15 protein-coding genes are annotated in these 24,387 nt (G+C 55.8%); 12 read left to right on the top strand and 3 right to left on the bottom strand.

The window, feature by feature from the left end:
- The first annotated feature begins 36 nt into the window (after positions 1-36).
- Together MKY86_RS22975 and MKY86_RS22970 are read left to right on the top strand one after the other, a co-directional pair.
- The gene (locus MKY86_RS22975) at positions 37-2,283 is read left to right on the top strand and encodes an Ig-like domain-containing protein (RefSeq protein ID WP_076082552.1); all 2,247 of its coding nucleotides are present in this window, start codon (positions 37-39) and stop codon (positions 2,281-2,283) included.
- 138 nt (positions 2,284-2,421) lie between these two features.
- On the top strand, positions 2,422-2,592 hold the full coding sequence (locus MKY86_RS22970; RefSeq protein ID WP_340827524.1) for a hypothetical protein: 171 nt from the start codon (positions 2,422-2,424) through the stop codon (positions 2,590-2,592).
- Between the two features lie 121 nt (positions 2,593-2,713).
- Here MKY86_RS22970 and MKY86_RS22965 read toward each other — a convergent pair whose 3' ends face one another.
- Together MKY86_RS22965 and MKY86_RS22960 are read right to left on the bottom strand one after the other, a co-directional pair.
- Complete coding sequence (locus MKY86_RS22965) at positions 2,714-3,091, bottom strand: SpoIIAA family protein (protein WP_036732199.1); 378 nt, start codon at positions 3,089-3,091, stop codon at positions 2,714-2,716.
- Between the two features lie 148 nt (positions 3,092-3,239).
- Complete coding sequence (locus MKY86_RS22960; protein ID WP_076082550.1) at positions 3,240-4,229, bottom strand: Na/Pi cotransporter family protein; 990 nt, start codon at positions 4,227-4,229, stop codon at positions 3,240-3,242.
- Positions 4,230-4,329: 100 nt separating this feature from the next.
- Here MKY86_RS22960 and MKY86_RS22955 point away from each other — a divergent pair, with 100 nt between their 5' ends.
- Positions 4,330-5,733 carry a class I SAM-dependent rRNA methyltransferase gene (locus MKY86_RS22955; RefSeq protein WP_076082548.1) on the top strand — a complete coding sequence of 468 codons (1,404 nt, stop codon included), beginning with the start codon at positions 4,330-4,332 and terminating at the stop codon, positions 5,731-5,733.
- Between the two features lie 572 nt (positions 5,734-6,305).
- On the opposite strand, the gene MKY86_RS22950 is transcribed toward MKY86_RS22955, so the two are convergent.
- Positions 6,306-6,437, bottom strand: a complete 132-nt coding sequence (locus MKY86_RS22950) for a hypothetical protein (protein ID WP_340827523.1) — start codon at positions 6,435-6,437, stop codon at positions 6,306-6,308.
- Positions 6,438-6,511: 74 nt separating this feature from the next.
- Between MKY86_RS22950 and MKY86_RS22945 the strand changes: the two genes are divergently transcribed.
- The 9 genes from MKY86_RS22945 to MKY86_RS22905 all read left to right on the top strand — a co-directional run bounded on the left by MKY86_RS22945 (position 6,512) and on the right by MKY86_RS22905 (position 23,976).
- A complete protein-coding gene (locus MKY86_RS22945; RefSeq protein WP_076082546.1) occupies positions 6,512-7,402 on the top strand; it encodes a carbohydrate ABC transporter permease in 891 nt (296 codons plus the stop codon).
- Between the two features lie 21 nt (positions 7,403-7,423).
- Positions 7,424-8,305 carry a carbohydrate ABC transporter permease gene (locus MKY86_RS22940; RefSeq protein WP_081751106.1) on the top strand — a complete coding sequence of 294 codons (882 nt, stop codon included), beginning with the start codon at positions 7,424-7,426 and terminating at the stop codon, positions 8,303-8,305.
- Positions 8,306-8,369: 64 nt separating this feature from the next.
- A complete protein-coding gene (locus MKY86_RS22935) occupies positions 8,370-10,124 on the top strand; it encodes a sensor histidine kinase (RefSeq protein ID WP_076082544.1) in 1,755 nt (584 codons plus the stop codon).
- A 9-nt stretch (positions 10,125-10,133) separates the two neighbouring features.
- A complete protein-coding gene (locus MKY86_RS22930; protein ID WP_076082542.1) occupies positions 10,134-11,741 on the top strand; it encodes a response regulator in 1,608 nt (535 codons plus the stop codon).
- A gap of 145 nt (positions 11,742-11,886) precedes the next feature.
- Positions 11,887-13,305, top strand: coding sequence for an ABC transporter substrate-binding protein (locus MKY86_RS22925; protein WP_076082540.1), 1,419 nt, complete (start codon positions 11,887-11,889; stop codon positions 13,303-13,305).
- Between the two features lie 77 nt (positions 13,306-13,382).
- Positions 13,383-13,718 carry a cupin domain-containing protein gene (locus MKY86_RS22920; RefSeq protein WP_076082538.1) on the top strand — a complete coding sequence of 112 codons (336 nt, stop codon included), beginning with the start codon at positions 13,383-13,385 and terminating at the stop codon, positions 13,716-13,718.
- Positions 13,715-15,700 carry an alginate lyase family protein gene (locus tag MKY86_RS22915; RefSeq protein ID WP_076082536.1) on the top strand — a complete coding sequence of 662 codons (1,986 nt, stop codon included), beginning with the start codon at positions 13,715-13,717 and terminating at the stop codon, positions 15,698-15,700. The genes MKY86_RS22920 and MKY86_RS22915 overlap by 4 nt, the downstream gene beginning before the upstream one ends.
- Before the next feature lie 528 nt (positions 15,701-16,228).
- Entirely contained in the window at positions 16,229-19,789 is a 3,561-nt protein-coding gene (gene addB, locus MKY86_RS22910) for a helicase-exonuclease AddAB subunit AddB (RefSeq protein WP_076082533.1), read from the top strand.
- A complete protein-coding gene (locus tag MKY86_RS22905; RefSeq protein ID WP_076082531.1) occupies positions 19,786-23,976 on the top strand; it encodes a UvrD-helicase domain-containing protein in 4,191 nt (1,396 codons plus the stop codon). Before addB ends, MKY86_RS22905 begins: the two co-directional genes overlap by 4 nt.
- Positions 23,977-24,387 lie beyond the last annotated feature (411 nt).

Here is a 24,387-nt window from a genome sequence, read left to right as displayed (position 1 = left end):
GTCCACCGATAATCAGACCGTCTAAGGAGAGAACAGATGACCGTGTACAGGAAAATGACAAAAACGCTCCTCATTATGATATTGCTCGTTGTGGCCGCTTTTCCGGTAAACGTCTTTGCCGCTGCTGGAGACACTATCTCTATTGAATTCGACAGCTCAGCCAAGGTAGAGCTTACCGTGGGCCAGTCACCGAAGCAGCTTAAGCTATATGCCAATGTAGAGGGCTCCGCTTCCAAAAGGGATGTGACGGCAGCCGCAACATGGACCTCTTCCAAGAAAGAAGTAGTTACAGTATTAAATGGCCAGCTTACACCGGTGAATTCCGGAACGGCGGTAATTACAGCAACTCTCAATAATGCGATAGCCTCTGTAGAGGTGTCGGTCACCCATGCCTTTAAGGAACTGAAATTGACCCGCAGCACAGAGGGCAGCTATAAATTAGGCGACAAAGAGGAATTGCTGTCTGTTACGGCCACCGCCATCGGCGGAACTTCGGCCACTGCGGAGAAGGATGTCACGAAGGATGCGGAATGGAGCAGCTCGAATACGGGCGTGTTGACCATTGCTGCAGGCAAGATTACGCTGGTCGGTGAAGGTAAAGCTACCATTACCGCCAAGTATAAAGGGTTAACCGAAACGATCAAAGCGGTGGTAGAGCTTCCTTATGCCGCTATCGTGCTGAAAGACAAGAATGACACCATCGTCAAGGAAATGGAAATGCTGGTCGGGGACCATCCGGCCAAGCTGACCGCCAAGACCAAAGCCACTTCGGCAAGTCCGGAGATTACCCTGGGCAATGAGGTAGAATGGAGCAGCTCCAGCGAGAGCGTAGCTACTGTTAAAGACGGTGAGATTACCATCCTGGGCGTGGGTAAAACGGTCATCACCGCAAGCTACCTGGGTGTCACCCAGTCGGTGGATGTCTATGTGCGTGCGCCCTATGAAGCGCTGCTGCTGACGCCTTCCGGCGACCAGTCGCTTTTCCTGGGGGAGAGTCTGAATGTAACTGCAGCAATGCGTAATGCCGTCAATTCAACCTCGAACGAAACAGCGTCCGCCGTCTGGACCTCAGATAACCTGATGAATGCTACAGTAACTGCCAATACGGCGGATGCAAGCAACGCTTATGCCACTGTTACGGGTAAAGCGGTAGGAACTTCAATCATTAAGGCCAGCTATCTGGGCATCAGCAAAAGCTTCAAGATCACCGTCTATCCAACCCTGACGGAGCTGGGTCTGGAGAAGACGGAGCAGGAAATCTACACGGCGGATGCAGTAAGCCTGCCGAAGGTGACCGGAACCAAGTATGACGGCACCAAGCTGGATATCAGCGATGAGATGGAGTGGACCTCTGCGAATGAAGAGATTGTGTCCATCAAAGACGGGAAGTTTGTCGGCGGGAAGGCAGGTACGGCTATCCTGACCGGGAAGCTCAAGACTGGCGAAGTGACCTCCGCTTCGGCTGCAACGATCCGCTCCAAGAGCGTTCAGTTTAATGTAACGGTTCAGAATAAAGTGCTTGTCCTGATCGGACCCGATGCTGCTCTGGGAGTAGTGATTGGTGAAGAGCTGCCACTGCCCGCTGTCCAGGCTGTGCTGGAGAATGGCGACGAGCTGGATGTGTCGGGAAGCATCAAATGGGAGCTGAGCGGCAGCAATGCGGTTCTTAAGCAGACAACTGCCGCCAAGACCATCAAGGGACTGGTCAAAGGTACGGCAACCCTGAAGGGAACCTACTCCAACAAGACCATCAGTGTTCCGGTAACGATTGAACAGAAGGTCGTGAAGCTGGTGGTGGACCCGGCAACGCTGGAAATGAACATCAAGGCGTCCAAGTCCATTAAGGCCACCGGATATTTTTCAAACGGCAAATCTGCCAACTTCTCGGGGGTAATGAACTGGGAATCTTCGAACCCGGCTGTGGCTACTATTAAGGGAACTTCCGTCAAAGCATTGGCTGAGGGTACAACTACCCTGACCGGTTCTTACCAGGGCATTCAGGCGACGGTTAAGATTACGGTTGTTCCCAAGCTGATGAAGCTTACGGTCAGTGAGAACCGGCTAAGTCTTGCACCAGGCGCAGGCAAAAACGTAGTGGTAACCGCGCTGTATGATACCGGCCGCACTGCGATTGTCACAGGAAGCGTGGCCTGGACCAGCTCCAAGCCTGCTGTCGCCAAGGTGAATGCTGCCGGGCAGATTACAGCAGTGAGTAAGGGGAGCGCATCTATTAAAGGAAAACTGGGGACTAAAACAGTCTCGGTATATGTTAGTGTGAAATAGTGTAATGCTGCTGTAGGTTTGAGCGGCAACAAGAAGACCTGTACATACGTCCATGTGGATGGTGTGCAGGTTTTTTTTGTTTATGGTGAGGAATCGGAATGCTCAAGATTAATAAGGAGGGAGGAGGGAGAAGTCATTATGGAATTGATGCCAGCCTGGAAGCGTTGGGGATATGAAGAGGGCAAAGCTGAAGGAAAAGAAGAAGGTCAGGCGGAGCTCATCCATAAATTGCTGCTTAATGGATTTTCTCCGGAAGCGGTATCCGAGGCCGTTGAATTGCCACTGGATAAGATTAAGAAGCTGATGTAAATATAGACCCGGAGCCAATATCGGTGGCCCTGGGTCTTTTTTTAGGATCTTTTCTGTAATTCTATAAAATTGTTACTATGACAGAGCGCTGACTCACAATGAACTGGGAATTTGTAAGGCTTTATATTGAATACTCATTCAACCAAATCAATGCTTGTTCATAATTATCAAAAAAATTCACGGATTTTTTGGTGTTGGATTGTTGTAAATAATTCATGATCTCCCCTTCTTCAAGGAGAAACGCAATTGCCTTGCTGTGATTCAATAGGGTTTCATTGAAGAACTTATCTTTCCATGCTTTTTGAACAGAAAAATGATCTGGCGTGTATCCTTTTCGGTCCACCAGCAATTTGTATTTCCGATTCTCGGAAATGAATTGCTGGCAAGCATGCTCGAATCCATGGAACCATTCATTCACATCATCTGTGTTAATCTTGCCAATTAGATGGGTAACAATTAAATCTCCTGAAACTGTTGTGCTGATATTTTGTTTACTCAACCTTGAAATCATCTCCCTTAGTTACAATTATGCGTATAAATCCCTATAAAATCAATAAGGATAAATTCCTTATGCAATAAAGCTTTGGATTAGTACTGCAGGGCTGATTGAAGTATAATGAGGACTGCGGTTACGATTCTTGGAAGACTCAGGACTGCAGCCGTTGCTCCAGCCTGGACCAGACGCGCAGATAGCATAACGGCAGTACCCCAAGCGAACAGACGACGTTGAAAATAGTCTGGGCATGGGCGAGCTGGGCGGCAGGTCCGCCGCCAATCCAGGCGGACAGGGATTGCAGCGGCCCTATGAAGGGCAGGAACAACAGGGCGCCGCCGATATTCAGCGTCACATGCGACCAGGCGACGAATACGCCGGAAGGCGTACTGCCGATGGCGGCAATGACGGCAGTGACGCAGGTGCCGATATTCGCGCCGAGGACGATGGCGATGCCAAGTGCAGGCGGCATCACGCCGCTGGCAGCGAGGCCCATCGCCATGCCGATGACTGCGGCGCTGCTGTGTACCATCGCCGTCAGCACGGCCCCGGCGGCCAGCCCCCAGAGTGCGCTGGTTGCGGCATGCCCGAGGAACCAGCGGAACAGGGCGCTGCCTTCCAGGGCGGGGCCGATGGATTGCATCACCGCGATGCCCCACAGGATGAGCGCGAAGCCGGTGACAGCGAGGCAGATGAACTGCAGCGGTCCCGAGATCCGGCGGCAGGCCTCAAGCAGACGCCAGGACTGCGGGGCCAGCTCGCCGGCCATCACGGCGGCGGCCCACAGACAGAGCGCCGCGATCAGCAGCGGCGCGGCCAGCATGCTGATCTGCAGGCTGATCAGCTCCGTTGTCAGGCAGGTGCCGATGTTGCTGCCGAGAATAATGCCAAGCGTGCGGGCATAGGTCAGCAGCCCGGCATTGACCATGCCGATGGTCAGCACCGTTACAGCGGTGCTGCTCTGCAGCAGCGCCGACAGCAGGGCGCTTACTATCAAGCCTTTGGCTGGTGTGGAGGTCGCCTTGTGCAGGCTGCGCTTCAGCAGCGGACCGGCCAGCCGCGACAACGAGGCTTCCATCACCTTCATGCCGGCGAGGAATATGACAAGACCGTAGAGGACAGGGAATAACAGTTCACGGATCATAAGGACAGGCTCCTTTTTGAACGGGGGTTGTACCAATATATGAACGCCAGGCATAGGACATGTATATTAATCTGGCAACAAGAATAGGGAGTTGAAGGTATTGGCATCAGTAATTCTTGATCGCAATCGTAAAAAAAGACTGGAGCAGGGCCATCCATGGGTCTTCGCCAGTGAAGTAGCATCTGTAGACGGCGATCCGCAGGCAGGCGGACTGGTGGATGTTCTGACCCATCAGGGGCGGTATCTGGCTACGGGGTATTACAATCCGGCTTCGCAGATCCGGGTAAGAATTCTGTCGCAGCATAAGCTGGCGGCGATGGACACGGCGTTTTTTGCACAGCGGTTCTCGGATTGTCTGCGGCACAGGGAACGCTTCCTGCCGGGGGCGGACGCTTACCGTCTGGTCTACGGGGAAGCGGATTTTCTGCCGGGGCTGATCATTGACCGCTTCGGTGAAGTCCTTGTAGTGCAGCTGCTGACACTGGCTATGGATCAGCACCGCTCTGAGATTGTGGAGGCGCTGGTGCAGGTGATGTCGCCGCGCGGCATCTACGAGCGCAGCGATGTCAGTGTGCGGGAGCTGGAGGGACTGGAACAGACCACGGGGGTGCTCTACGGCGAATGCCCGCGCCACATTACCGTAAGTGAGAACGGGCTGAAGGTCATCGTTGATATTGAAGAGGGGCAGAAGACCGGCTACTTCTTCGATCAGCGGGAGAATAGAGCATCGATTGCTCCGCTGATGAAGGGCTGGGGCGGGCGCAGCGGAATTACACTGCAGAACGTAGCAGCCGAGGATGGTTCACTTCAGACGCTGCCGGTCAACAAAAGCGGCAAGCCTGTCACCTTCCCGTACTGGGATGGTGCGACTGTGCTGGAATGCTTTGCGCATACGGGAAGCTTCACATTGCATGCCTGCAAGTACGGTGCCAAGAAGGTAACCTGCCTGGATGTGTCTGCGCATGCCATCGAGAGTGCGAAGGCCAATGTGGAGATCAACGGGTTCAGCGACCGGGTGGAATTCGTGGTAGATGATGCATTTGCCTTCCTGCGCAATCAGGTCAAGGGTCAGGAGGAACGCACTGAGCGGGCTACGGGCGGCACAGCGGCGGAAGAGAGAAATGGGAGCAAACCGGCTGCCAAGGCGGACACCGCGAAGCCGATGACCGCCGGGGGCGGACGCACGTGGGATGTCGTGATTCTGGACCCGCCTGCTTTTGCCAAGACCAAAAGTGCAGTGGCAGGGGCTGTACGCGGCTACAAGGACATCAATCTGCAGGGCATGAAGCTGGTGAATGACGGCGGATATCTGGTCACGGCCAGCTGTTCGTACCACATGCAGCCGCAGTTGTTCCTCGATACGATCATGGAGGCGGCTAAGGATGCCGGCAAGGTGCTGAGGCTGATCGAATGGCGGGCCGCAGGCAAGGATCATCCGCAAATTCTCGGCGTGGACGAGGGGCATTATCTGAAGTTCGCCATCTTCGAGGTGCGCAGCAAATAGAAGTGTCAGACCCGGCGGGCCAGCCGGTTTTGCGGGAAGAGTCTCTTTTATAGAGGCTCTTTTTTTATAGGGTTTAGACTCAAAATCAGCAGTTGTCCTATCTTCATCAACCATACGTGGACACCCCGTGGTGAGGCTGGGCAGGGGAATAAGAAAGTAGTCTATTGGCCCACGCCGCAAAAGTCGACCGGCCGAATGTGTGCGAGAAACCGAATAGCGAAAAACCGAACACAATGGGTCCAGAGAGGAGGGCTACGGGACGAGTATGCAAGTGGGGAAGGGAGGGGTGGCAAATGTTCTGTGTGATGAGGGAACGGTCGTTAGCAATAATACAAATAAATGTATTTGGTACAGTTAAAAGATGGCTCAAAACCAGAATAGCTGTGATAGCTGTATTCTGTACAATTAAAATGGCTTAGAGTGACTGAAGCGGTGAAAACCGGATTTTTAGTTGTAGAGAATACAGTTAAATCTGTTAACACGCCAATTTGGCTGCTTTTAGTTGTACCAAATACACCTAAAGCTACCTAAAACACAAAACTCGCCTTAGTCCCGCCAACGGCGTACCCGTCTCACGCCGCCCGCTGGAGTCCCGTCCCCGCGCGCCGCCCGTCTCTCGCCCTCTCCAGTCCCGCCCCATTCACCATTGCCTTGCTCTCCGGCTCTCCCCGCCGCCCCAGCTCAGTAACATCCTCCCCTTTCAATAGTTGATTTCCCTATCCCGGCAGCGTAGGCGCACCCTCTATAATCAAGGTACAGATTCTAAGGGGGGCCGTTTATGAAACAGAAAAAAATACATGCCTACGTCTTCGTATTTCCCAGCTTGTTCCTGACCCTGGTGTTCGGCATTTATCCTCTGCTGTGGGCCTTGCGGTATATGTTCTATGACTATCAGGGGTTTGGGACGCCTGTATTTATCGGCCTCGATAACTTCGGGCGGGTGCTGCGCGACCATCAGTTCTGGTCTTCTGTCGGCAATACCGGGATCTATGCGCTCGGCAAGCTCGTGGTGACGATTCCGATGTCGCTGCTGCTGGCGATTATCTTGAACCGCAAAATGAAAGGGCGTTCCTTCCTGCGGGCGGTTTATTATCTGCCTACGATCTTCAGCGCCTCGGTGATGGCGATTGTCTTCTTCATTATTTTCAACTCCTATAACGGGATCTTGAATCAGCTGCTGATCCGCTTCCAGATCATCAGCGAACCGATTGGCTGGCTCAGCGCCGACCATGCGATGATGACCACCATCATTATTGCTATCTGGGGTGCGGTCGGTAACTATATGCTGTTGTTCCTCGCGGGACTCCAAGGCATTCCGAATGATCTGTACGAAGCGGCCTCGCTGGACGGGGCGAATGAATTCCAGAAGCTGAAGAATGTGACCATCCCGCTGCTGGGACCGGTGATGCAGATGATTATCATGCTGGCGATCACCATCTCGCTGAAGGGCTATGAGAGTATTATGGTGCTGACCGAAGGCGGACCGTACGGCAAAACAGAAGTCATGTACCTGTACCTGTTCAAGCTCTTATTCCCGGTCTCGGCGGAAGCACAGTCCATCCAGCAGCTCGGTTATGGCAGCGCAGTCGGCTTCACCACTGCGGTCATTGTGGGCGGCGTGACGCTGGTCTACTTCCGGATCTCCAAGAAATTAAACGATGTGTACTAGAACCGACAGGAGGAGAGCAGAATGAATAACACCCGTACTCATACCCATACCCGTCCCGTCATGTCCCCGCTGCTGACCCGCTTGCTCGGCAAGGCTGTGCTCTGGATCTTTCTGATTGCGGCCGCCCTGCTGGCCTTGTTCCCGATCATCATGGTCGTGCTGGGCTCGTTCAAGACGAACCAGGAGCTGACCGGCAGTGCAACCATCTGGCCGTCAAGCTGGCATTTCTCGAACTACCTGGAAGCGTGGAAGAACGCCAACTTCTCCCGCTATACGCTGAACAGTATATTTGTAAGCGTGGTCACCACTGTCGGCACTTTGCTGGTGGCTTCGATGTCCGCCTATGCCGTAAACCGGGTGTCTTTTATCGGCAAAAAAGCGTACTCCCTGCTCATGGCCTCCACGCTGTTCATCTCCATCGGGGCCGTAGTGCTGCGTCCGCAATTTGACCTGATGGTTATGCTCGGCCTGAACAAGACGCTCTGGGGTGTCATTATTATCCTGATCAGCGCCCATGCCACCTGTTATTTCATCTTAATCGGCTTCTTCCAGAGCATTCCGCGCGACCTGGACGAAGCGGCGATGATCGATGGCTGCAACTTCTACTCTGTCTACCTGCGTATCATCTTGCCACTGCTGCGGCCTGCGCTGGCGGTTGCCGGACTGGGAGCGTTCCAGGGGTCCTGGAATGAATATATTCTGCCGCTGGTCTTCACGATGAGCAATCCCCAGCTCCAGACGCTTCCGGTCGGGCTGGCGAATCTGCGCTACGGAATCGGAGCGGCGTCAGAGGTACAGCTGATGATGGCCGGCGCTTGCCTGTCCATTTTGCCGCTGCTGGTGGTCTATGTGTTCGCCAATAAATCCTTCATGCAGGTCACACTCGGCGCCGTCAAAGGGTAGTCCCGGAAAGAGTAGTGTTCCGCCCGCACTGTTGTTACAATGGGTGGCAAGGAGTGGTTCACGGATGAAACTCGGTTTCTACAAGCAGTCTTTGAAGAAAAGAATTCAGGTGCTGTACATCTTCCTCGCCATTCTCTGCATCAGTGTAACCGGAGTCGGCTCGTATCTCTTCGCAGCGCGCAGCATTCAGGGCAGTGCACTTGAGCTGAAGCAAGGCATTCTGAACAAATCGGTTCAGGTGATGGACGAGCATCTCCGGCATATCGTGGTTTCTTCCTTTTCCCTGATGCTGGGCGAAAGCTTTGGTCAAGTGATGAAGGATGTCAGCAACAATAATTCCGCTCATTATTATCAGAATTTGTCGCTGCTGCAGACTTCTTTTGACCAGCTTAAGCTGGTGGAGCCGCTGATTGATACGACCTATCTCAGTACGCCGATTGGCGATTTTTACTCCACTAAGGATTTCCCCGAACGGAAGACTAACTTCAAGGAGAAGTACGGGAGCTATCTGGAGCGGCCGGGCTGGAATACCCTGTGGCTGGGGGCGCATCAGAGCGAGCTGTTTCAGTCGAAGAGCCGGGTGCTCTCTTTGCTGCTGAAGCCAACGGTAATTGACAATCATAATTTCCCGGACGTCTATATGGTTGTGAACATGAAGGAGGAGGCGATGAGGTCCATCCTGGAGCAGGATCTGATGAATAATCAGGTTCAGCTCTTTTTGCTGCAAAAGGATGGATCGATGGTCATCCGGCCGGAGACGCAGACCTACGCGTTCAATACGGAGCAGAATTTCGTCAGCCGGTTCAACCAAGGGACGGCTGGCGATTTCAACTATATCAATGCCTCCAGCGAGGAGTTGCTCGTCAATTACAGCACGCTGTCAATGAATGAGGACTGGGTCATGGTCAGCATTCAGTCCAAAGCGGACCTGCTGCAGCCGCTGAAGCAGATCCGCTGGCTGATCTTCTGGATTATGCTGATCTGTACCGTGGTCGCGTTGGCCTTGTCTAACCTGCTCGCCTCTGCACTGCTGGGGCCGCTCAACAAGCTGCAGCGTCTGATGGTAGAGGTAGAGTATAACGACCTGGATGTACGGTTTCAGAGCCGGTATGAGGATGAGGTGAGCGCCGTGGGCCATAAGTTCAACCGGATGCTGGACCAGATTCAGGTTCTGATTCAGGAGGTGCGGACCTCGGAGCAGGAGAAGCGCAAGTCGGAGGTCAAGGCGTTACAGGCGCAGGTGGACCCTCATTTCTTATACAACACGCTGAATACGATCTTCTGGAAAAGCGAGAATGGCGAGAAAAGCGATGTCAGCGAGATGATCGTCGCCTTGTCGCTCCTCTTCCGCCTGGGGCTGAACAACGGGAACGATATTACGACCCTCCAGCAGGAGGTCCAGCATGTCCGGCAGTATTTGCAGCTCCAGCAGAAGTGCTATGAGAATCTGTTCACTTATATGATTGAGGTGGAGGATGACGCCTGCCTGTCCGTGCGGATGTTGAAGATTCTGCTTCAGCCACTGGTGGAAAATTCAATTCTGCATGGCTTCCGCGACAAAGCGGAGCTAGGCAGAATTGAGATCCGCATCTACCGCACTGCCGGATTCCTGATTTTGAGGGTCACGGACAACGGCTGCGGCATGGATGCCGCTCAGCTTGCGAATGCGGTGAACGGCACCGAAGCGGAGCGCAGGGGATATGCCTTACCCAACCTGCGCAGCAGGCTCAGCCTGCATTACGGTGAATCTGCATCGATTGCCTTCAGCAGCATTCCCGATATTGCTACAACTGTAACCGTCACGATACCGATCCTCTAGGAGGCTGCCATGAACCCATTGACCTTGTGCGTAATGGATGATATTCAGACTGTCGTCAAAGGAATTGCTTCAACGATCCCGTGGGCGGATCATGGAATCGAGGTGGCGGGTACCGCCGGCAACGGTGAGCAGGGCTGGGAGCTGCTGCTGGAGAAGGACCCCGACATCGTAATCAGCGATATCCGCATGCCGAAGCTCAGTGGTCTTGAGCTGATGAGACGGGCTGCCGAAGCGAAGCTGCGGGCCAAATTCATATTCATCAGCGGGTATTCGGATTTCAGCTATGCGCAGGAGGCGATCAAGCTGGGCGCCTCCGACTATTTGCTGAAGCCGTTCACCCAGCCGGAGATTGTGGCCGCTGTGCTGAAGGTGAAGCAGACTATTGAAGAAGAGCGGACGAGAGCAGAGCAGATACAGCAAATGGAGCAGAAGATGATGGCCAGCCATTCGCAGCTGCGCCAGGATTATCTCACCGCTCTGCTGCGCCAGGAGACCAATATCAGCCTGAGTGACAGCCGCTGGCAGGAGCTCGGCATCGACCTGGATGCCGGCAATCTGCTGGTGATGGCTATTGAGCTGGACTGTTATACCGAATACGGGTACACCTTGCATCTGGATGACAGTGAGATCATTCCTTTTGCGATCAAGAACATCCTGGACGAGACGCTGAAAATGCACACGCGCGGCGTTGTACTGCGCGAGAGCAGACAGCGGCTGGCCGCGATCTTTAATCCGCCAGAGGCCGTGGATACGGTAGAGCTGCTGGAGCTGTGCCGTGGGAATGTGGAGAAATACAGCAAGAATACCGTTTCGATCGGCCTTGGCACAGCGGCAAGGGGACCGCGTGAGATCAGGGCCTCCTTCGTGCATGCGGCCAAAGCGCTGGGCTACCGCTTTTACAGTGAGGGGAATTGTATCTTCCGCTTCACGGAGCTGGACCCGGAGAACCGAGCAGCCCCGGACTATCCTGAGGAGAAGGTGAAGGAGCTGCTGTACGCGCTCAAATCCGGCAATGAAGAAGGCTGTCATGAGATCATCGGCGAGATCTTCCGGCAGTGGACCCTCTCCGGCAGATATCCTGATCCGCTGTCGATGGTCCGTCTGTTGTCCGGGCTGACCTTCGCTATGTACCGGGCGTTCTGTGATGAAATCACGGAGGAGGAGCGCATACAGCTGGAGGCTGACCTGACGGCGCTGGAGGAGAACCGTTCTTTAACCTTTGGCGGGTGGAAAAGCTATATCAATCACTTCGCCAGCATGGGCTGCGAATTCGTCGATAGCAAGCAGTTCCGTGATGTAACGCAGTCCATTAACCGGGCCAGAGAATACATCCGGCTGCATCTGGAGGAGAATCTGACCCTGAACAGCTGCGCGCAGGCCGTCCATCTGAGCCCGAGCTATTTCGCAGGCGCCTTCAAGAAGGAGACTGGCATGACGCTGATTCAGTATATTACCAAGCTGCGGATGGAGCGTGCGAAGGAGCTGCTGATTGCCGGGGCGCAGGTGCAGGAGATTTCCCTGATGCTCGGCTATGAGGACCGCCCGTATTTCAGCGGCCTGTTCAAAAAATACTGCGGACTTACGCCCACAGCGTTCCGGCAGAAATACCTGAAATAAGCAGGAGCTGAAGGAACAGGGACAAGCATTTTTCCCCCCTTACAAAGTTAGAATGTCTCTCACCCCACTGAAAGCGGAACCATTATGATTACGTTAACAGATAGCCGATTGCAGGTTGTCAGGACAAGCACAAGGGGGCATAACGATGGATAAAAAATGGGTTGTTGCAACAATGAGTACAGTGCTGGCACTGAGTCTGGCCGGCTGCGCTGCCGACAGCAATAAGGAGCCCGCGGCAAGTAACAGCAAACCGGCGGACGCCAAGGGAGATAACGGAGCAGCAAGCGGCGGCAAAACCAAAATCCTTTACTGGACACCCGACCGTCACGACGCCGATTTCATGAAATCCAAGATTGAGGAGTTCAACAAGACGAACAAGGATAACATCGAAGTGGAAATGACCGTGATGGGGGACAATTATCCGCAGGCGGTAGATATCGCTTTTGCCAGTAAGCAGGCTCCTGATGTGCTTCAGATCAACGACTTCCAGACCTATTACAAAAAAGGCTACATGGCCCCGATCAATGATTATATGAGCAGTGAGATGAAGGAGACCTTCAAGGACAGCCTGCTGGAGAACAAGAATACCGTGGACGGCAAGACCTATACCCTGCCCAACACCGGACAGATCTGGAGACTGATCTATAATAAAGATATCTTCAAGCAAGCGGGCATTGAGAATCCGCCGAAAACACTGGACGAGATGGTTGCTGCCGCCAAAAAGATTACCGAAACCGGCAAAAAGGACGGCATATACGGCTTCGCCAGCCCGTTCAAGAGCTCAAGCGGCTTCTGGCGTGCATCCAATACCGTAGCTGGCGCGAGCAACAATACCGGCATTGACGGCTACAATTACAAGACCGGACAATTCGACTTCAGCATGTACAAGGATATTGCGCTGGCGCTGCGTCAGATGAACGAAGACGGCAGCATGCTGCCGGGCGTAGAGAGCCTGGATATCGATCCGCTGCGTGCGCAGTTCGCCCAAGGCAAAATCGGCATGTACATTAACCACTCCGCAGAGCCCGGCGTCTACAAAGACCAGTTCCCGACCACCGCTAATTGGGCTGCCGTTGCTGTACCGACTACGGACGGAACGATTAAGGGTGCATCGCAGATCATCGGCGGCTCCTACATCGGCATCAGCGCAGACAGCACGCATAAGGAAGCAGCGTGGAAGTTCATGGAGTATGTGTACAGCGACAGCCTGCAGAGCGAGTATTATGAAAAAGGCTACGGCATCTCCCTGATCCCTACAGTGATCAGCTCCGGCAAAAAACCAAGCATTCCCGGCATTGAAGGCTTCCTGCCGAAGCGTTATGACGCGATTTATCCGGCGAACCCGCTGACCATTACAGAAGGGTCACTGGAAGGCAGTAAATGGAGCGATGCGTTTTCGGCATTCGTTTTCACCGGCGGCGATGTGGACAGCATTATCAAAGACCTGGATACCCGGTATAATGCTTCATTAGAGAAAGCAAGAGCCTCCGGCGCAACGGATATTGTGGCCGATCCAAGCTTTGACGCATCGAAGCTGCAGGGTAAATTATCCACCGAAGAATAAGAGGTAAGGTTCAGGTGGCGGCCGATGCATGATAGATTCGGCCGCTTTTTTTCTTAATAGAGAGGAGCAGATCCGAAATGATTATAGAGAATAGCCAAGCCGCAAAGACGGTTCTGAATGAGAGCAGTTCACGCACCCTGCTGGCAAGGGGCGGATCACTGATGATGGTGGAGGTTACCTTCGCCAAAGGCGGCATCGGGGAGGTTCATTCCCATGATGCGCATGAGCAGATCAGCTATATTGTGAAGGGCAGCTTTGAGGTCAAGGTCGGGGAGGAGACGCGTATTTTGAAGGCGGGCGACAGCTTCTATGCCGGCTATAATATTCCGCATGGTGTGAAAGCACTGGAGGATTCCGTGATTCTGGATGTGTTCAATCCGTTCCGTGAGGACTTCCTGGAGAAGCAGGAATGAAGGATTATTATCTGAGTGCACCTGAGCTGCGCAGTGCTGCCGCTTATTATGTCCGTCATTTCCCCATCGAGGCGCAGAACTCGGTCCAGATTGCCGAGCATGCCGTGAACAATGAATTCATTATTCCTTATACCGGTGATCTGAGCCGCTGGATTCCGCTGGGTAAGCCGGTGGCAGACTGGCTGCATAATCCTACGAACGACCCCGAATTCACCTGGGGCATCAACCGCCACTGGCATATGCTGGATCTGGGCAAGGCCTATCTGATGAACGGCAAGCCGGAATACGTTAAGGCCTTTATGCAGCATTTCCGCAGCTGGCGCGAGCAGAACCCGGTTCCTGTGATTCCGTCGTATGAGGAAGCGGTCTTTTTCCAGAAGCTGGGTCCATGGCGTCTGCTGGAGACCGGCCTGCGGGTGCAGTCCTGGATCTCTGCGTACAAATATATGGAGGACAGCCCACTGCTGGATGGACACTTCCGCAGTGAGCTGCTGGAGGGGCTTGCGGAGCATGCTGAATTTCTGACCCGCTACCTGGGCAGCACGGAGATCAATCATGCGATTATGCATATGCAGGGCCTCTATATGATTGCTGTCTTCCATCACGGGCATCCGCGCGCACCGTATTGGCGGCAGCTGGCCGGGGAGCGCCTGGAGCTGTGCCTTTTGCATCAGGTCGGGCCGGAAGGGATTCAGATTGAGCTGACCACCCATTATCATGATGCGGCCATTGAGATGTTCGGGACGCCTTATCTGCTGGGCGCGTTATCCGGCCACCCGTTCTCCGCCTGGTACGGCGGGCAGCTCCGCAAGATGGCCGCGTTCACCGAAGCGCTGGTCCGCCCGGATCACCAGTCCACCGGGATCGGCGATTCCGACTGGATTAGCAGCGGCCGCAAGCGGCTGACGCTGCTGGGTGCTATTCTGAAGGATGATGCATTGGTTGGACGCGGCACGGGCAATGCAGAATGCCTCTGGCTGCTGGGAGCCGAGGCGTATGAGCGGTGTGTGCAGCTGCAGGCGGAGTCTGCGCCTTCGGTGAGCAGCGTGGCTTTTGTGCAGACCGGGTATTATGTGATGCGGGATCCGCAGCAGTATCTGTTCTTCGATGCCGCAGAGATGGGCGGAGCGCACGGTCATGCCGATGCGCTGAATCTGGAGTGGATGTGGAACGGGCAATTGCTCTTCACCGATACCGGGAGGTACACCTATGAGGAAGGGGAATGGCGCCGTTATTTCAAAAGCACCCGGGCACACAACACTATTACCATAGACGGGTTGGATCAGACGCCGTATATCTCTACCCAGCAATGGGGCGAGCCTGTGGCTAAGGCCAGCACGTTCCGCTGGGAGAGCAACAGCCGTTACCACTTCATTGATGCCGCGCATGACGGATACATCCGTCTTCCCGGTCCGGTAATGCACCGGCGCTGGGTGCTGCTGGGCGTGGAGGTGCCGCTGCTGCTGATTGCCGACTGGCTGGAGGCGGATGGCGAGCATGAGCTGGAGCAGCGGTTCCATCTGCACCCGGAGGCGGTGCTGGAGCTGTCTTCCGAAGCCGGAGCGGCTGGAGAAGCCGTGACCAGAGCCGGAGAACCCGAAGTCGCAGCCGGAGCCGCACAGCCTACAGCAACCGTGGTCTATCCCGGCTCTACAGTGAAGCTGAATATGAGCTGGATGACCAGCGGCCTGAAGGATGAACAGTTCACGGTGAGTAAGGAGCAGGGCTGGGTATCGGAGGTCTACGGCTCCAAATCGGAGATTCCGGTAGTAGAGGGCCGGGCGGCTTGGGCTGGCAAGGCTGGAATTCTGACGCTGTGCCTGCCTGGCGATACGGCGGACGGCAGCAGTCCGCTGCACGTGAGCACCTGCGTGGTGGATGCGGAGCGGCGGCGGGTCGAGCTGTCCTATGTATACGGAGATGCGAGCGGCACAATTGTAATCGGCCCGGACACCCTGGGCTGGACGGAGCGGAAGGAATAAGCATTTTGTGCTGGAAGTTATTAAAGATAAGGATATTAACAGATAAGACTTCTCCGTTGCCCGTTTTCCGGCTGCGATAGGCTTAAATGCACTTTGTACAACTAAAACATCCGATGTCTAATCGATTGCCTGTTTAGGTGTATTTCGTACAATAAAATATTCACGTATTGCCGGTTCTTGCCTCTTTGGGCAGATTTAGTTGCACAGACTACAGCTATACGAGAAAAGTATGCTGTTCCGCTGCTTTTAAGTGTACATTCTACAACTATCCCTGTCTTGCCCTTCACTTGGGAGGAGTTGCAGCAGTAACTGTTAGGCTTGAGACCTAATTTACATGATTTATTCAGACTCTTCCATCCGCCGTTTGCGCGGCTCCGGGAGAGTCTTCTTTATTTCTGCATTTGCAAACAATGGCAAACGTACGTTCTGGAGCGTGCGTTGGAGGTATGCTATACTATTGAGACGAGAAGTTTCATAGATTCTGGTATTGCATTGAGTGCCAGGGTTCAACGGAAGGAGTCTGCTGAAATGACGGTTAACTTCATCATCGGCCGCTCGGGCAGCGGCAAGACGACTACAATATGGGAGCGGGTATCCTCCAGGCTGAAGGCAGAGCCGCTGGGGGCCCCAATCATTATACTTGTTCCCGAGCAGGGATCGTTCGGAGCGGAACGGGGCCTGCTGGCGGCGGGCGGCGTGAAGGGAAGTCTGCGCGCCCAGACGCTCAGCTTCTCGCGGCTTGCCTACCGGGTGAAGCAGGAGACCGGCGGCAGCGCAAGTCTGCCTATCAGTGAAGAAGGCAAGAAGATGCTGATCTACAAGATTATCAGCAAGCGCAAGGAGGAGCTGAAGCTGTTCGGGGCTTCCTCGGACCGGCCGGGATTTGTGGAGCGGCTCAGCAGTCTGCATACAGAGCTGAAACGCTGCGCTCTGGGAGCCGGAGACCTGGAGGAGCAGATCGGCAGAATGCGGGATGCCACGCTGGGCAGCCCTATTCTGGCCGGGAAGCTGGATGATCTGCATCTCGTCTTCAGCGAGCTGGACCAGGAGATGTCACAGCTCTATATAGATGAAGAGGACAGACTGGCCGAACTGGCTGAGCATATTGCGGACTCTGCCTATATCCGCGGCGCCGAGATCTGGGTGGACGGCTTCCACGGCTTCAGCAACCAGGAATTCATCGTCTTGCGTGAGCTGATGCAGTACGCGGACACAATGACCATTGCGCTAACACTGGACCGGATCTATCCGCCGGGCGTTGCCCCGCATGAGCTGGAGCTGTTCCATCCGGCGGCGGTTACTTACATTAAGCTGCGGGGAATAGCGGAGGAGATGGGACTTACCGTATGGGATGAGCTGCTGGCTCTGCCCGTCCTGCCAAGGTTCAAGGACAGTCCCGTACTCGCCCATCTGGAGCGCGGATTACAGCGCCGGCATTCCTGGACGGGACCGGCTGAACAGGTGAAGGAAGCCATCAGCATCCGGGCTGCGGCTTCACGCCGCACCGAGGTGGAGGGCGTGCTGCGCGAGATGCAGGCCCTGGCCAGAGAATCGGGAGCCAAATATGGGGAAATGGCGGTATTCATGCGCAATATGGCTGATTATGAGCCGCTGATTGCCCCGTTATTTCAGGACTTCGGCGTTCCGTTCTTCCTGGACCAGAAGCAGAGTGAGCTGCATCATCCGCTGGTGGAATTCATCCGCTCGGCCCTGGATGTCGTCCGCCGCCGCTGGCGTTATGAAGATGTGTTCCGCTGCGTGAAGACCGAGCTGCTGCTGCCGCTGGACGGAAGCATTACCCGCGCGCATATGGATGAGCTGGAGAACTACGTGCTGGCTTGCGGCATTCACGGCTCGCGCTGGACGAACGGGCGCTCCTGGAAGGGGATTCCGCGCCTCTCCCTGGAGGGAAGTGAGGCTGTAGATGAAGCCATGCTATCCAGAATGGAAGCCTGCCGGAGTGCGATTACAGGACCGCTGCAGGCATTTGAGCAGAGAATCAAAGCCAGCCGCAGCGGTCTGGAGCTATGCCGGGCGGTATATCTGCTGCTGGAGGATACGGAAGCGGCACGGAAGCTCGAAGGGATGGGAGCGGAGTCACTGAAGCAAGGCCGCCCGGAAGCCGCCCGGGAGCATAGCCAGCTCTGGGGCGCTGTTCTGGGTCTGCTGGACCAGATTGCCGAGATGATGGGCAAGGAACGGATAGATTTCAGCCTGTTCGCCGGAGTGCTGGAGACCGGGCTGGCGGAGCTTAAGATGGGGCTCGTCCCGCCGGCACTTGACCAGGTGCTGGTAGGTACGATGGACCGTACCCGGGTGTCGGGGGTGAAGTACGCCTTCCTGCTCGGTTTCAACGAAGGAGTGGTTCCGGCGCAGTTCAAGGAAGACGGCATTCTTTCAGAAGGGGAACGTCTCCTGCTGGAGAAGTCCGGTATGGAGCTTGCGCCGGGCTCCTCCCGGAAGCTGCTGGATGAGCGCTTCCTGATCTACAATGCGCTTACGACGGCCAGCAGGAAGCTGTGGATCAGCTATGCTGTAGCTGACGATGAGGGGAAGGCGCTGCTGCCTTCGGAGGTCATCCGCCAGCTGCAGGGAATGTTCCCGCAGCAGTTAGATGAACAATTCCTCTCCGGCTTCCCGCAGAGCGGCAATGATGACGACGCTGTCCATATGGACTTCATCGGCCATCCTGAGCAGACGCTCCGCATGCTGCTGCTTCAGCTCCGCCAGTGGCGTCAAGGGGCAGAGATACCCGGCATGTGGTGGGAGGTCTATAACTGGTTTGCGGCGGAGCAGGGCGCAGACAAGCCTGCGGATGAACAGGCAGCGGAATACCGCCATGCGGATCTGTCCATGAAGCTGAAGCTGGAGCGGCTGCTCGGCTCGCTGTTCTACCGCAATGAAGGCATACGGCTGAAGAAGGAGACCAGCCTGCGCCTGTATGGCGGCTCTACGCTGCGCGGCAGCGTGTCACGGATGGAACGGTTCGTTGCCTGCTCCTTCTCTCATTTCGCTTCCTACGGGCTGAGGCTGAAGGAGCGACAGCTCTATAAGCTCCAAGCTCCAGATATCGGGCAGCTTTTCCATGCGGCCCTTAGTGAAATGGCGAAGCGGCTGCAGGAGCAAGGCCGCAGCTGGGGCAGCATGACTGCGGAGGAATGCCGTCGTGAGGCAGGGGCGACAGTGGATAAGCTGTCTCCGCTGTTACAGGGAGAGATTCTGATGAGCAGCAAGCGCTACGGCTATATCTCGCGCAAGCTGAAGAATATTGTCGGCCGCGCTTCGGTCATCCTCGGGGAGCATTCGCGGCGCGGGAGCTTCGAGCCGGTCGGGCTGGAGCTGGATTTCGGCCCGGGGCAGGAGCTGCCTCCGCTGAGAATTACACTGCCCAACGGTTGTGTCATGGAGGTGGTCGGCCGGATTGACCGGGTGGATAAGGCTGAAGGGGAACAGGGGATTCTGCTGCGGGTGATCGACTACAAATCAAGCCAGAAGGATCTCAAGCTGCATGAGGTCTACTATGGATTGTCGCTGCAGATGTTAACGTACCTTGATGTGCTGCTGACCTATTCCGAGCAATGGCTCGGCCAGGAAGCACTGCCTGCCGGGGCGCTCTATTTCCACGTTCATGATCCGCTCCTGACCTCAGCCAACGGAATGAACCGGGAGCAGGCGGAGCAGGAGCTGATGAAGCGCTTCAAGATGAAGGGCCTGCTGACCGCCGACCGCGAGGTGGTCTCGCTGATGGATACCACACTAGACAAAGGGTATTCCTCTATTGTTCCGGTTGCGCTGAAGAGTGACGGCAGCTTCTACAGCAGCGCATCTGTAGCTACCCCAGAGCAGTGGGGGCAGCTGCGGTCCTCGGTGCGCAGCACGATCTCGGAGATCGGGACCAGCATTACGGAGGGGGATGTGGCGATACAGCCTTACCGCATCCAGCAGGAAACGGCCTGTACCTTCTGCTCCTTCCGCCCCGTCTGCCAGTTCGATGAAGCGGTGGAGGGCAATAGCTATAACATTCTAAGTAAGCCGGGCAAAGAAGTGATCTGGGATCTGCTGTCCCGCAAAGGAGGAGAGAAGCTGTGAGCACAAGACCTGTACCCGAAACGAAGCCGGAAGGTAGTCTGTGGAGTGACGACCAGTGGCGCGCTATTGCCGAGAGCGGCAGCGATATTCTCGTGGCAGCGGCAGCCGGTTCCGGCAAAACGGCGGTTCTCGTCGAGCGGATTATCCGCAAGATCAGTAATGAGGAAGCGGGCTTCAGTGTGGACCGGCTGCTGGTGGCAACATTTACCAAGGCTGCCGCCTCCGAGATGCGCCAGCGTATCCGGGAAGCGCTGGAGCGTAAGCTGGAGGAGGACAGTGAAGGCGGGAATGAATATCTGCGCCGCCAGCTTGCCCTCCTGGGCAGAGCTTCCATTACCACACTGCATTCCTTCTGCCTTGAAGTAATCCGCCGGTATTACCAGATGATCCCGATCGATCCCGGCTTCCGTATCCTGAATGAGCATGAGGCGGAGATGATGCGCCAGGAGCTGCTGGAAGAGCTGCTGGAAGAGAAATACGGCGAGGTTGCTGAGGACGGGGAAGATACCCTGTTCGTGCAGCTCGCAGACTGGTTCAGCGGTGAACGGAGCGATGATGCGGTGCATTCGCTGATTCAGCGGCTGCATGATTTCGCGCGCAGCCATCCCTGGCCTGCGCAGTGGCTGCGGGATACCGCAGCCGACTTTGCGCTGCCGGATGCTGAGGCTCTGAGCCATACGCCTTGGGTGCAGAGCATTCTTGCCGAAGCCAGGCTGACGCTGAAGGGGGCGATCAGCCAGCTGGAGCAGGGGCGTGACATTGCGCTTCAACCCGGCGGTCCGGCGCCTTACGCGGAGAATCTTGCTGCCGATCTGGAGATGGCGCAAGGCCTGCTGGACGCGGTGGACTCACAGCCCTGGGCCGGATTGTATGATATCTTCATGGAGATCTCCTTCGGGAAGCTGAAGCCCTGCAAGAAGGATGCCACCGACCCCCTCCTTCAGGAGAGTGTGAAGGCGATCCGGGATCAGGTGAAGAAGAGTCTATTGGAGCTGCAAAAATCCCTGTTCGGCCGTCCGTCGGAATCCTTCCTGAGTGAACTACATACGGCGGCTCCGCTGATGCAGGAGCTGGCGGAGACCGTAATCGCGTTCGGCGAGCGCTACAGGCTGGAGAAGGCGGGCCGGGGGCTGGTGGACTTCAGTGATCTGGAGCATTACTGCCTGCAGATTCTGCGCCATCCGGACTCGCAGCCGGGGCATTCGCTGCCGTCGGATGCGGCGATGGAGTACCGCAGCCAGTTCGACGAAGTGCTGCTGGATGAATATCAGGATACTAACAGTGTGCAGGAGGAGATTGTCCGGCTGATCTCCCGGGAATTCCCCGGCAACCGTTTCATGGTCGGGGATATGAAGCAGAGTATATACCGGTTCCGCCTGGCGGAGCCGGGCTTGTTCCTGGACAAATACCGCAGGTTCAGTAATGATCCGTCCTACGGAGACAGTGCAGGTAGCACCCTGCATGCCGGTGAGGCAGATGGCCGGGCGGGGGCTGATCCGGGACAGGAGGAACGGGAAGATGGTCTCGTCATCGATCTGGCCCGCAATTTCCGCAGCAGGCTGGAAGTGGTGAATGCGGTGAATATGGTCTTCCGGCAGATCATGGACAGCAATGTCGCGGAGATCAGTTATGATGAGCGGGCAGAGCTGGTGTACGGAGCGAACTTTCCGGGAGCTGCGGAGAAAGGTCCGGATACTTATTTTGCGCCGGAGCTGCTGTTGATCGACAAGGGAGCCTCTGTCCCGGGTCCGGCGGACGAAGCGGCAGAGGGCGATGAGCTGCCCCTTCTGGAGCTGGAGGCTGCCGAGAGTGAGACTGCGCAGCTGGAAGCACGGGCCATTGCCCGGCGTATCTCACAGATGACGGGAATGACCGGCGGTGAGCCGCTGCTGATCTATGATAAAGGACTGCGGATCATGCGTCCCGTAGTATACGGCGACATTGTCATTCTGCTGCGTTCGGCCCGGGTATGGACGCCGCTGATGATTGAGGAGCTGCGGGGTGAAGGTATTCCGGCATACGGGGACCAGAACAAGGGGTATTTTCAGGCTACCGAGGTAGAGATTGCCCTCTCTCTGCTGCAGATTGTCGATAATCCCCGACAGGACATTCCCCTGGCCGGAGTGCTGCGCTCACCGGTAGTGAATCTTCGCGAGGAGGAGCTGGCGAAGGTGCGGCTGTGCAGCAGAGGGACGTTCTACGATGCGCTGGTTGCGGCCTCTGAAGCAGGGGGAGCACTGCGGAATAATTCGTCAGACCTGTTCCGGGAGTCTGCGCTGCTGGCGGGGCAGGGTGCCGGTACCGGTACCGGTGACATAGCCGGAGAGACAGCCGCCGCGTCAGAGCTTACGCCATCGTCAGGAAATGAGAGTGTACAGGAAGGTATAACTGACGGAACCGATGCTTCGGCGGCGCTGCGGGATATTCCGCTTACGCTGCAGCGTAAGCTTAAGTCCTTCCTGGATAGGCTGGAGAACTGGAGAAATGCTGCCCGGCAAGGAAGCTTAAGTGAGCTGATCTGGAGGATCTATCGGGAGAGCGGGTATCTGGAGTGGGTCGGGGGTCTTCCCGGAGGCTTTCAGCGCCAGAACAATCTGAAGGCGCTCTATGACCGGGCTGTTCAATTCGAGAACGAGACCTCGGCCAGAGGGTTGTTCCGCTTCCTGGTGTTCATCTCACGGCTGAGAGAGAACGGCGGCGATCTGGGGGTTGCCGGAGGAAGCAGCGAGGAGGCCGGGGGCGTCAGAATTATGACGATCCACAAGTCCAAGGGTCTGGAGTTCCCTGTTGTCTTCCTGGCAGGTATGGCCAAAATGTTCAACCGTCAGGATCTGCATTCTCCGTTCCTGATGCATAAGGAGCTAGGCTTCGGGCCGCGTTTCGTGGAGCGGGAGACCCGGGTCAGCTACCCGACGCTGCCCTATCTGGCGATTAACCGCCGTTCGCGGCTGGAACTGCTCGCTGAGGAGATGCGCGTGCTCTATGTCGGACTGACCCGTCCGCGCGACAAAATGATTCTGGTAGGCACGGTCAGGGATCTGCCGCGCACGGTTTCGGGCTGGGCCGCGATGCAGGGCCGCGAAGAGCTGTTGTTGGCGGATCACCTGCTGGCCCGGGGCCGCAGCTATCTGGACTGGGTGGGACCGGCGCTGATCCGCCACCCTGCCGCTGCTATTCTGCGCAAGCTGGCAGGCAGCGAGGGGCCGGTATCCACGGTGCTGCATGGCGATGAGTCGAACTGGAGCATTACGGTGACTGGTGCAGCGGAGCTTAGCCCTGGCGCTTTTCTTGCCGGGGACGGCGATCAGGACAAAAACGAACAACGCCGGGTGATGCTGGAGGCGCTCCGCAGGGGCAAGACGGTGTCAACACCTGAGACCCCGGCAGCTGCGCAGATTGCAGAGAGACTGGGCTGGACTTACCGGTATGCGGCAGCGTCAAGCATCCCTGCTAAGACCTCGGTTACCGAGCTCAAGGGATTATTATCGATGCAGGAGCAGCCGTCTTATGACCAGCTGGAGGAGCGGAAGCTCCCGGGTGGACCGGACGAACGGAGTGAACGCGGGTATAGGGAGAACCTGCATCTCCAGCGGCCGAAATTCATGGAAAAGCGGGGACTCACGCCTGCCGAGCGTGGAACGGCTTACCATACGGTAATGCAGCATATTCCCCTGGATGAGCCGGTAGACCGGTCTGTGCTGGAGGCTACGATTGCGCGTCTTGTAAGGCTTGCTATCCTTAGCAGGGAACAGGCGGATGCGGTGGTGCTGGAGGAAGTTGAGCAGTTCTGCCGGAGTGAGCTGGGACACAGACTATTCCATTCTGCCTGGAAGACCAGAGAGCAGCCCTTCAGTTACACGATGCCAGCCGGTGAAGCCTACCGGGGGCTTGACTATCTGGATGAAGCGGCAGCCGGACTTGCGGATGAGCAGGGCGGTGGTGATTTTGCGGAGACGGTACTGATTCAAGGCGTGATCGACTGCCTGTTCCGGGAAGAGGGACGGCTGATTCTGCTGGATTACAAAACAGATCATATCCCTCCGCACGGGGAAGGGCTTGCACAGCTGTCAGACAAATACCGTTTCCAGCTGGAGTTGTACAGCAAGGCGCTGCTGGATATTCTGGGCGAGCCGGTCAGCGAGATATGGCTGTACTTTTTCGATGGGGGACATGCTGTGAAATTGTGATTGGCGGGGAAGGCTTGCGGTAGCTGCGGCGGATGAGGATGAGGCGGATCTAGGGTGCTACGCGGTATTTTAGACTAATACATGCTTGCGGTCTGAAGTTCGTTGGCTGTCGACTGAAATGATATTTATGGATAAGAGTTCTATGAATGATTCGTAGAGTGGCTTTGCTGGCTGAATGTGGCTGAAGGATCGCCGGGAAGAGCAAGAGTGTATCTAATCTCATCGGTTAAAGGCTGAATGTATGCTATAAGCCGAATGCAACCGGCTGGAACAGCGACATATGGACCGAGTGTATCTAAAAAACAACATACATGGTGCTTGCACGCAGGTGAATGATCCGAATATATGCGAAAAACAGCATACATTGTGCTTGCGTGCAGGCATATGAACCGAATGTATGTGAAAAACAGT

Origin of the sequence: Paenibacillus sp. FSL R7-0333 (assembly GCF_038000365.1) — a bacterium.
Lineage (GTDB): Bacteria > Bacillota > Bacilli > Paenibacillales > Paenibacillaceae > Paenibacillus_AQ > Paenibacillus_AQ silagei.
The sequence above is the reverse complement of the archived record's forward strand: the minus strand, read 5'-3'. Positions and strand labels throughout refer to the sequence as shown.

Coding starts and splice junctions, on each gene's coding strand:
- MKY86_RS22975 (WP_076082552.1), top strand. CDS start 37: ATGACCGTGTACAGGAAAATGACAAAAACGCTCCTCATTATGATATTG.
- MKY86_RS22970 (WP_340827524.1), top strand. CDS start 2,422: ATGGAATTGATGCCAGCCTGGAAGCGTTGGGGATATGAAGAGGGCAAA.
- MKY86_RS22960 (WP_076082550.1), bottom strand. CDS start 4,229: ATGATCCGTGAACTGTTATTCCCTGTCCTCTACGGTCTTGTCATATTC.
- MKY86_RS22945 (WP_076082546.1), top strand. CDS start 6,512: ATGAAACAGAAAAAAATACATGCCTACGTCTTCGTATTTCCCAGCTTG.
- MKY86_RS22940 (WP_081751106.1), top strand. CDS start 7,424: ATGAATAACACCCGTACTCATACCCATACCCGTCCCGTCATGTCCCCG.
- MKY86_RS22935 (WP_076082544.1), top strand. CDS start 8,370: ATGAAACTCGGTTTCTACAAGCAGTCTTTGAAGAAAAGAATTCAGGTG.
- MKY86_RS22930 (WP_076082542.1), top strand. CDS start 10,134: ATGAACCCATTGACCTTGTGCGTAATGGATGATATTCAGACTGTCGTC.
- MKY86_RS22925 (WP_076082540.1), top strand. CDS start 11,887: ATGGATAAAAAATGGGTTGTTGCAACAATGAGTACAGTGCTGGCACTG.
- MKY86_RS22920 (WP_076082538.1), top strand. CDS start 13,383: ATGATTATAGAGAATAGCCAAGCCGCAAAGACGGTTCTGAATGAGAGC.
- MKY86_RS22915 (WP_076082536.1), top strand. CDS start 13,715: ATGAAGGATTATTATCTGAGTGCACCTGAGCTGCGCAGTGCTGCCGCT.
- addB (WP_076082533.1), top strand. CDS start 16,229: ATGACGGTTAACTTCATCATCGGCCGCTCGGGCAGCGGCAAGACGACT.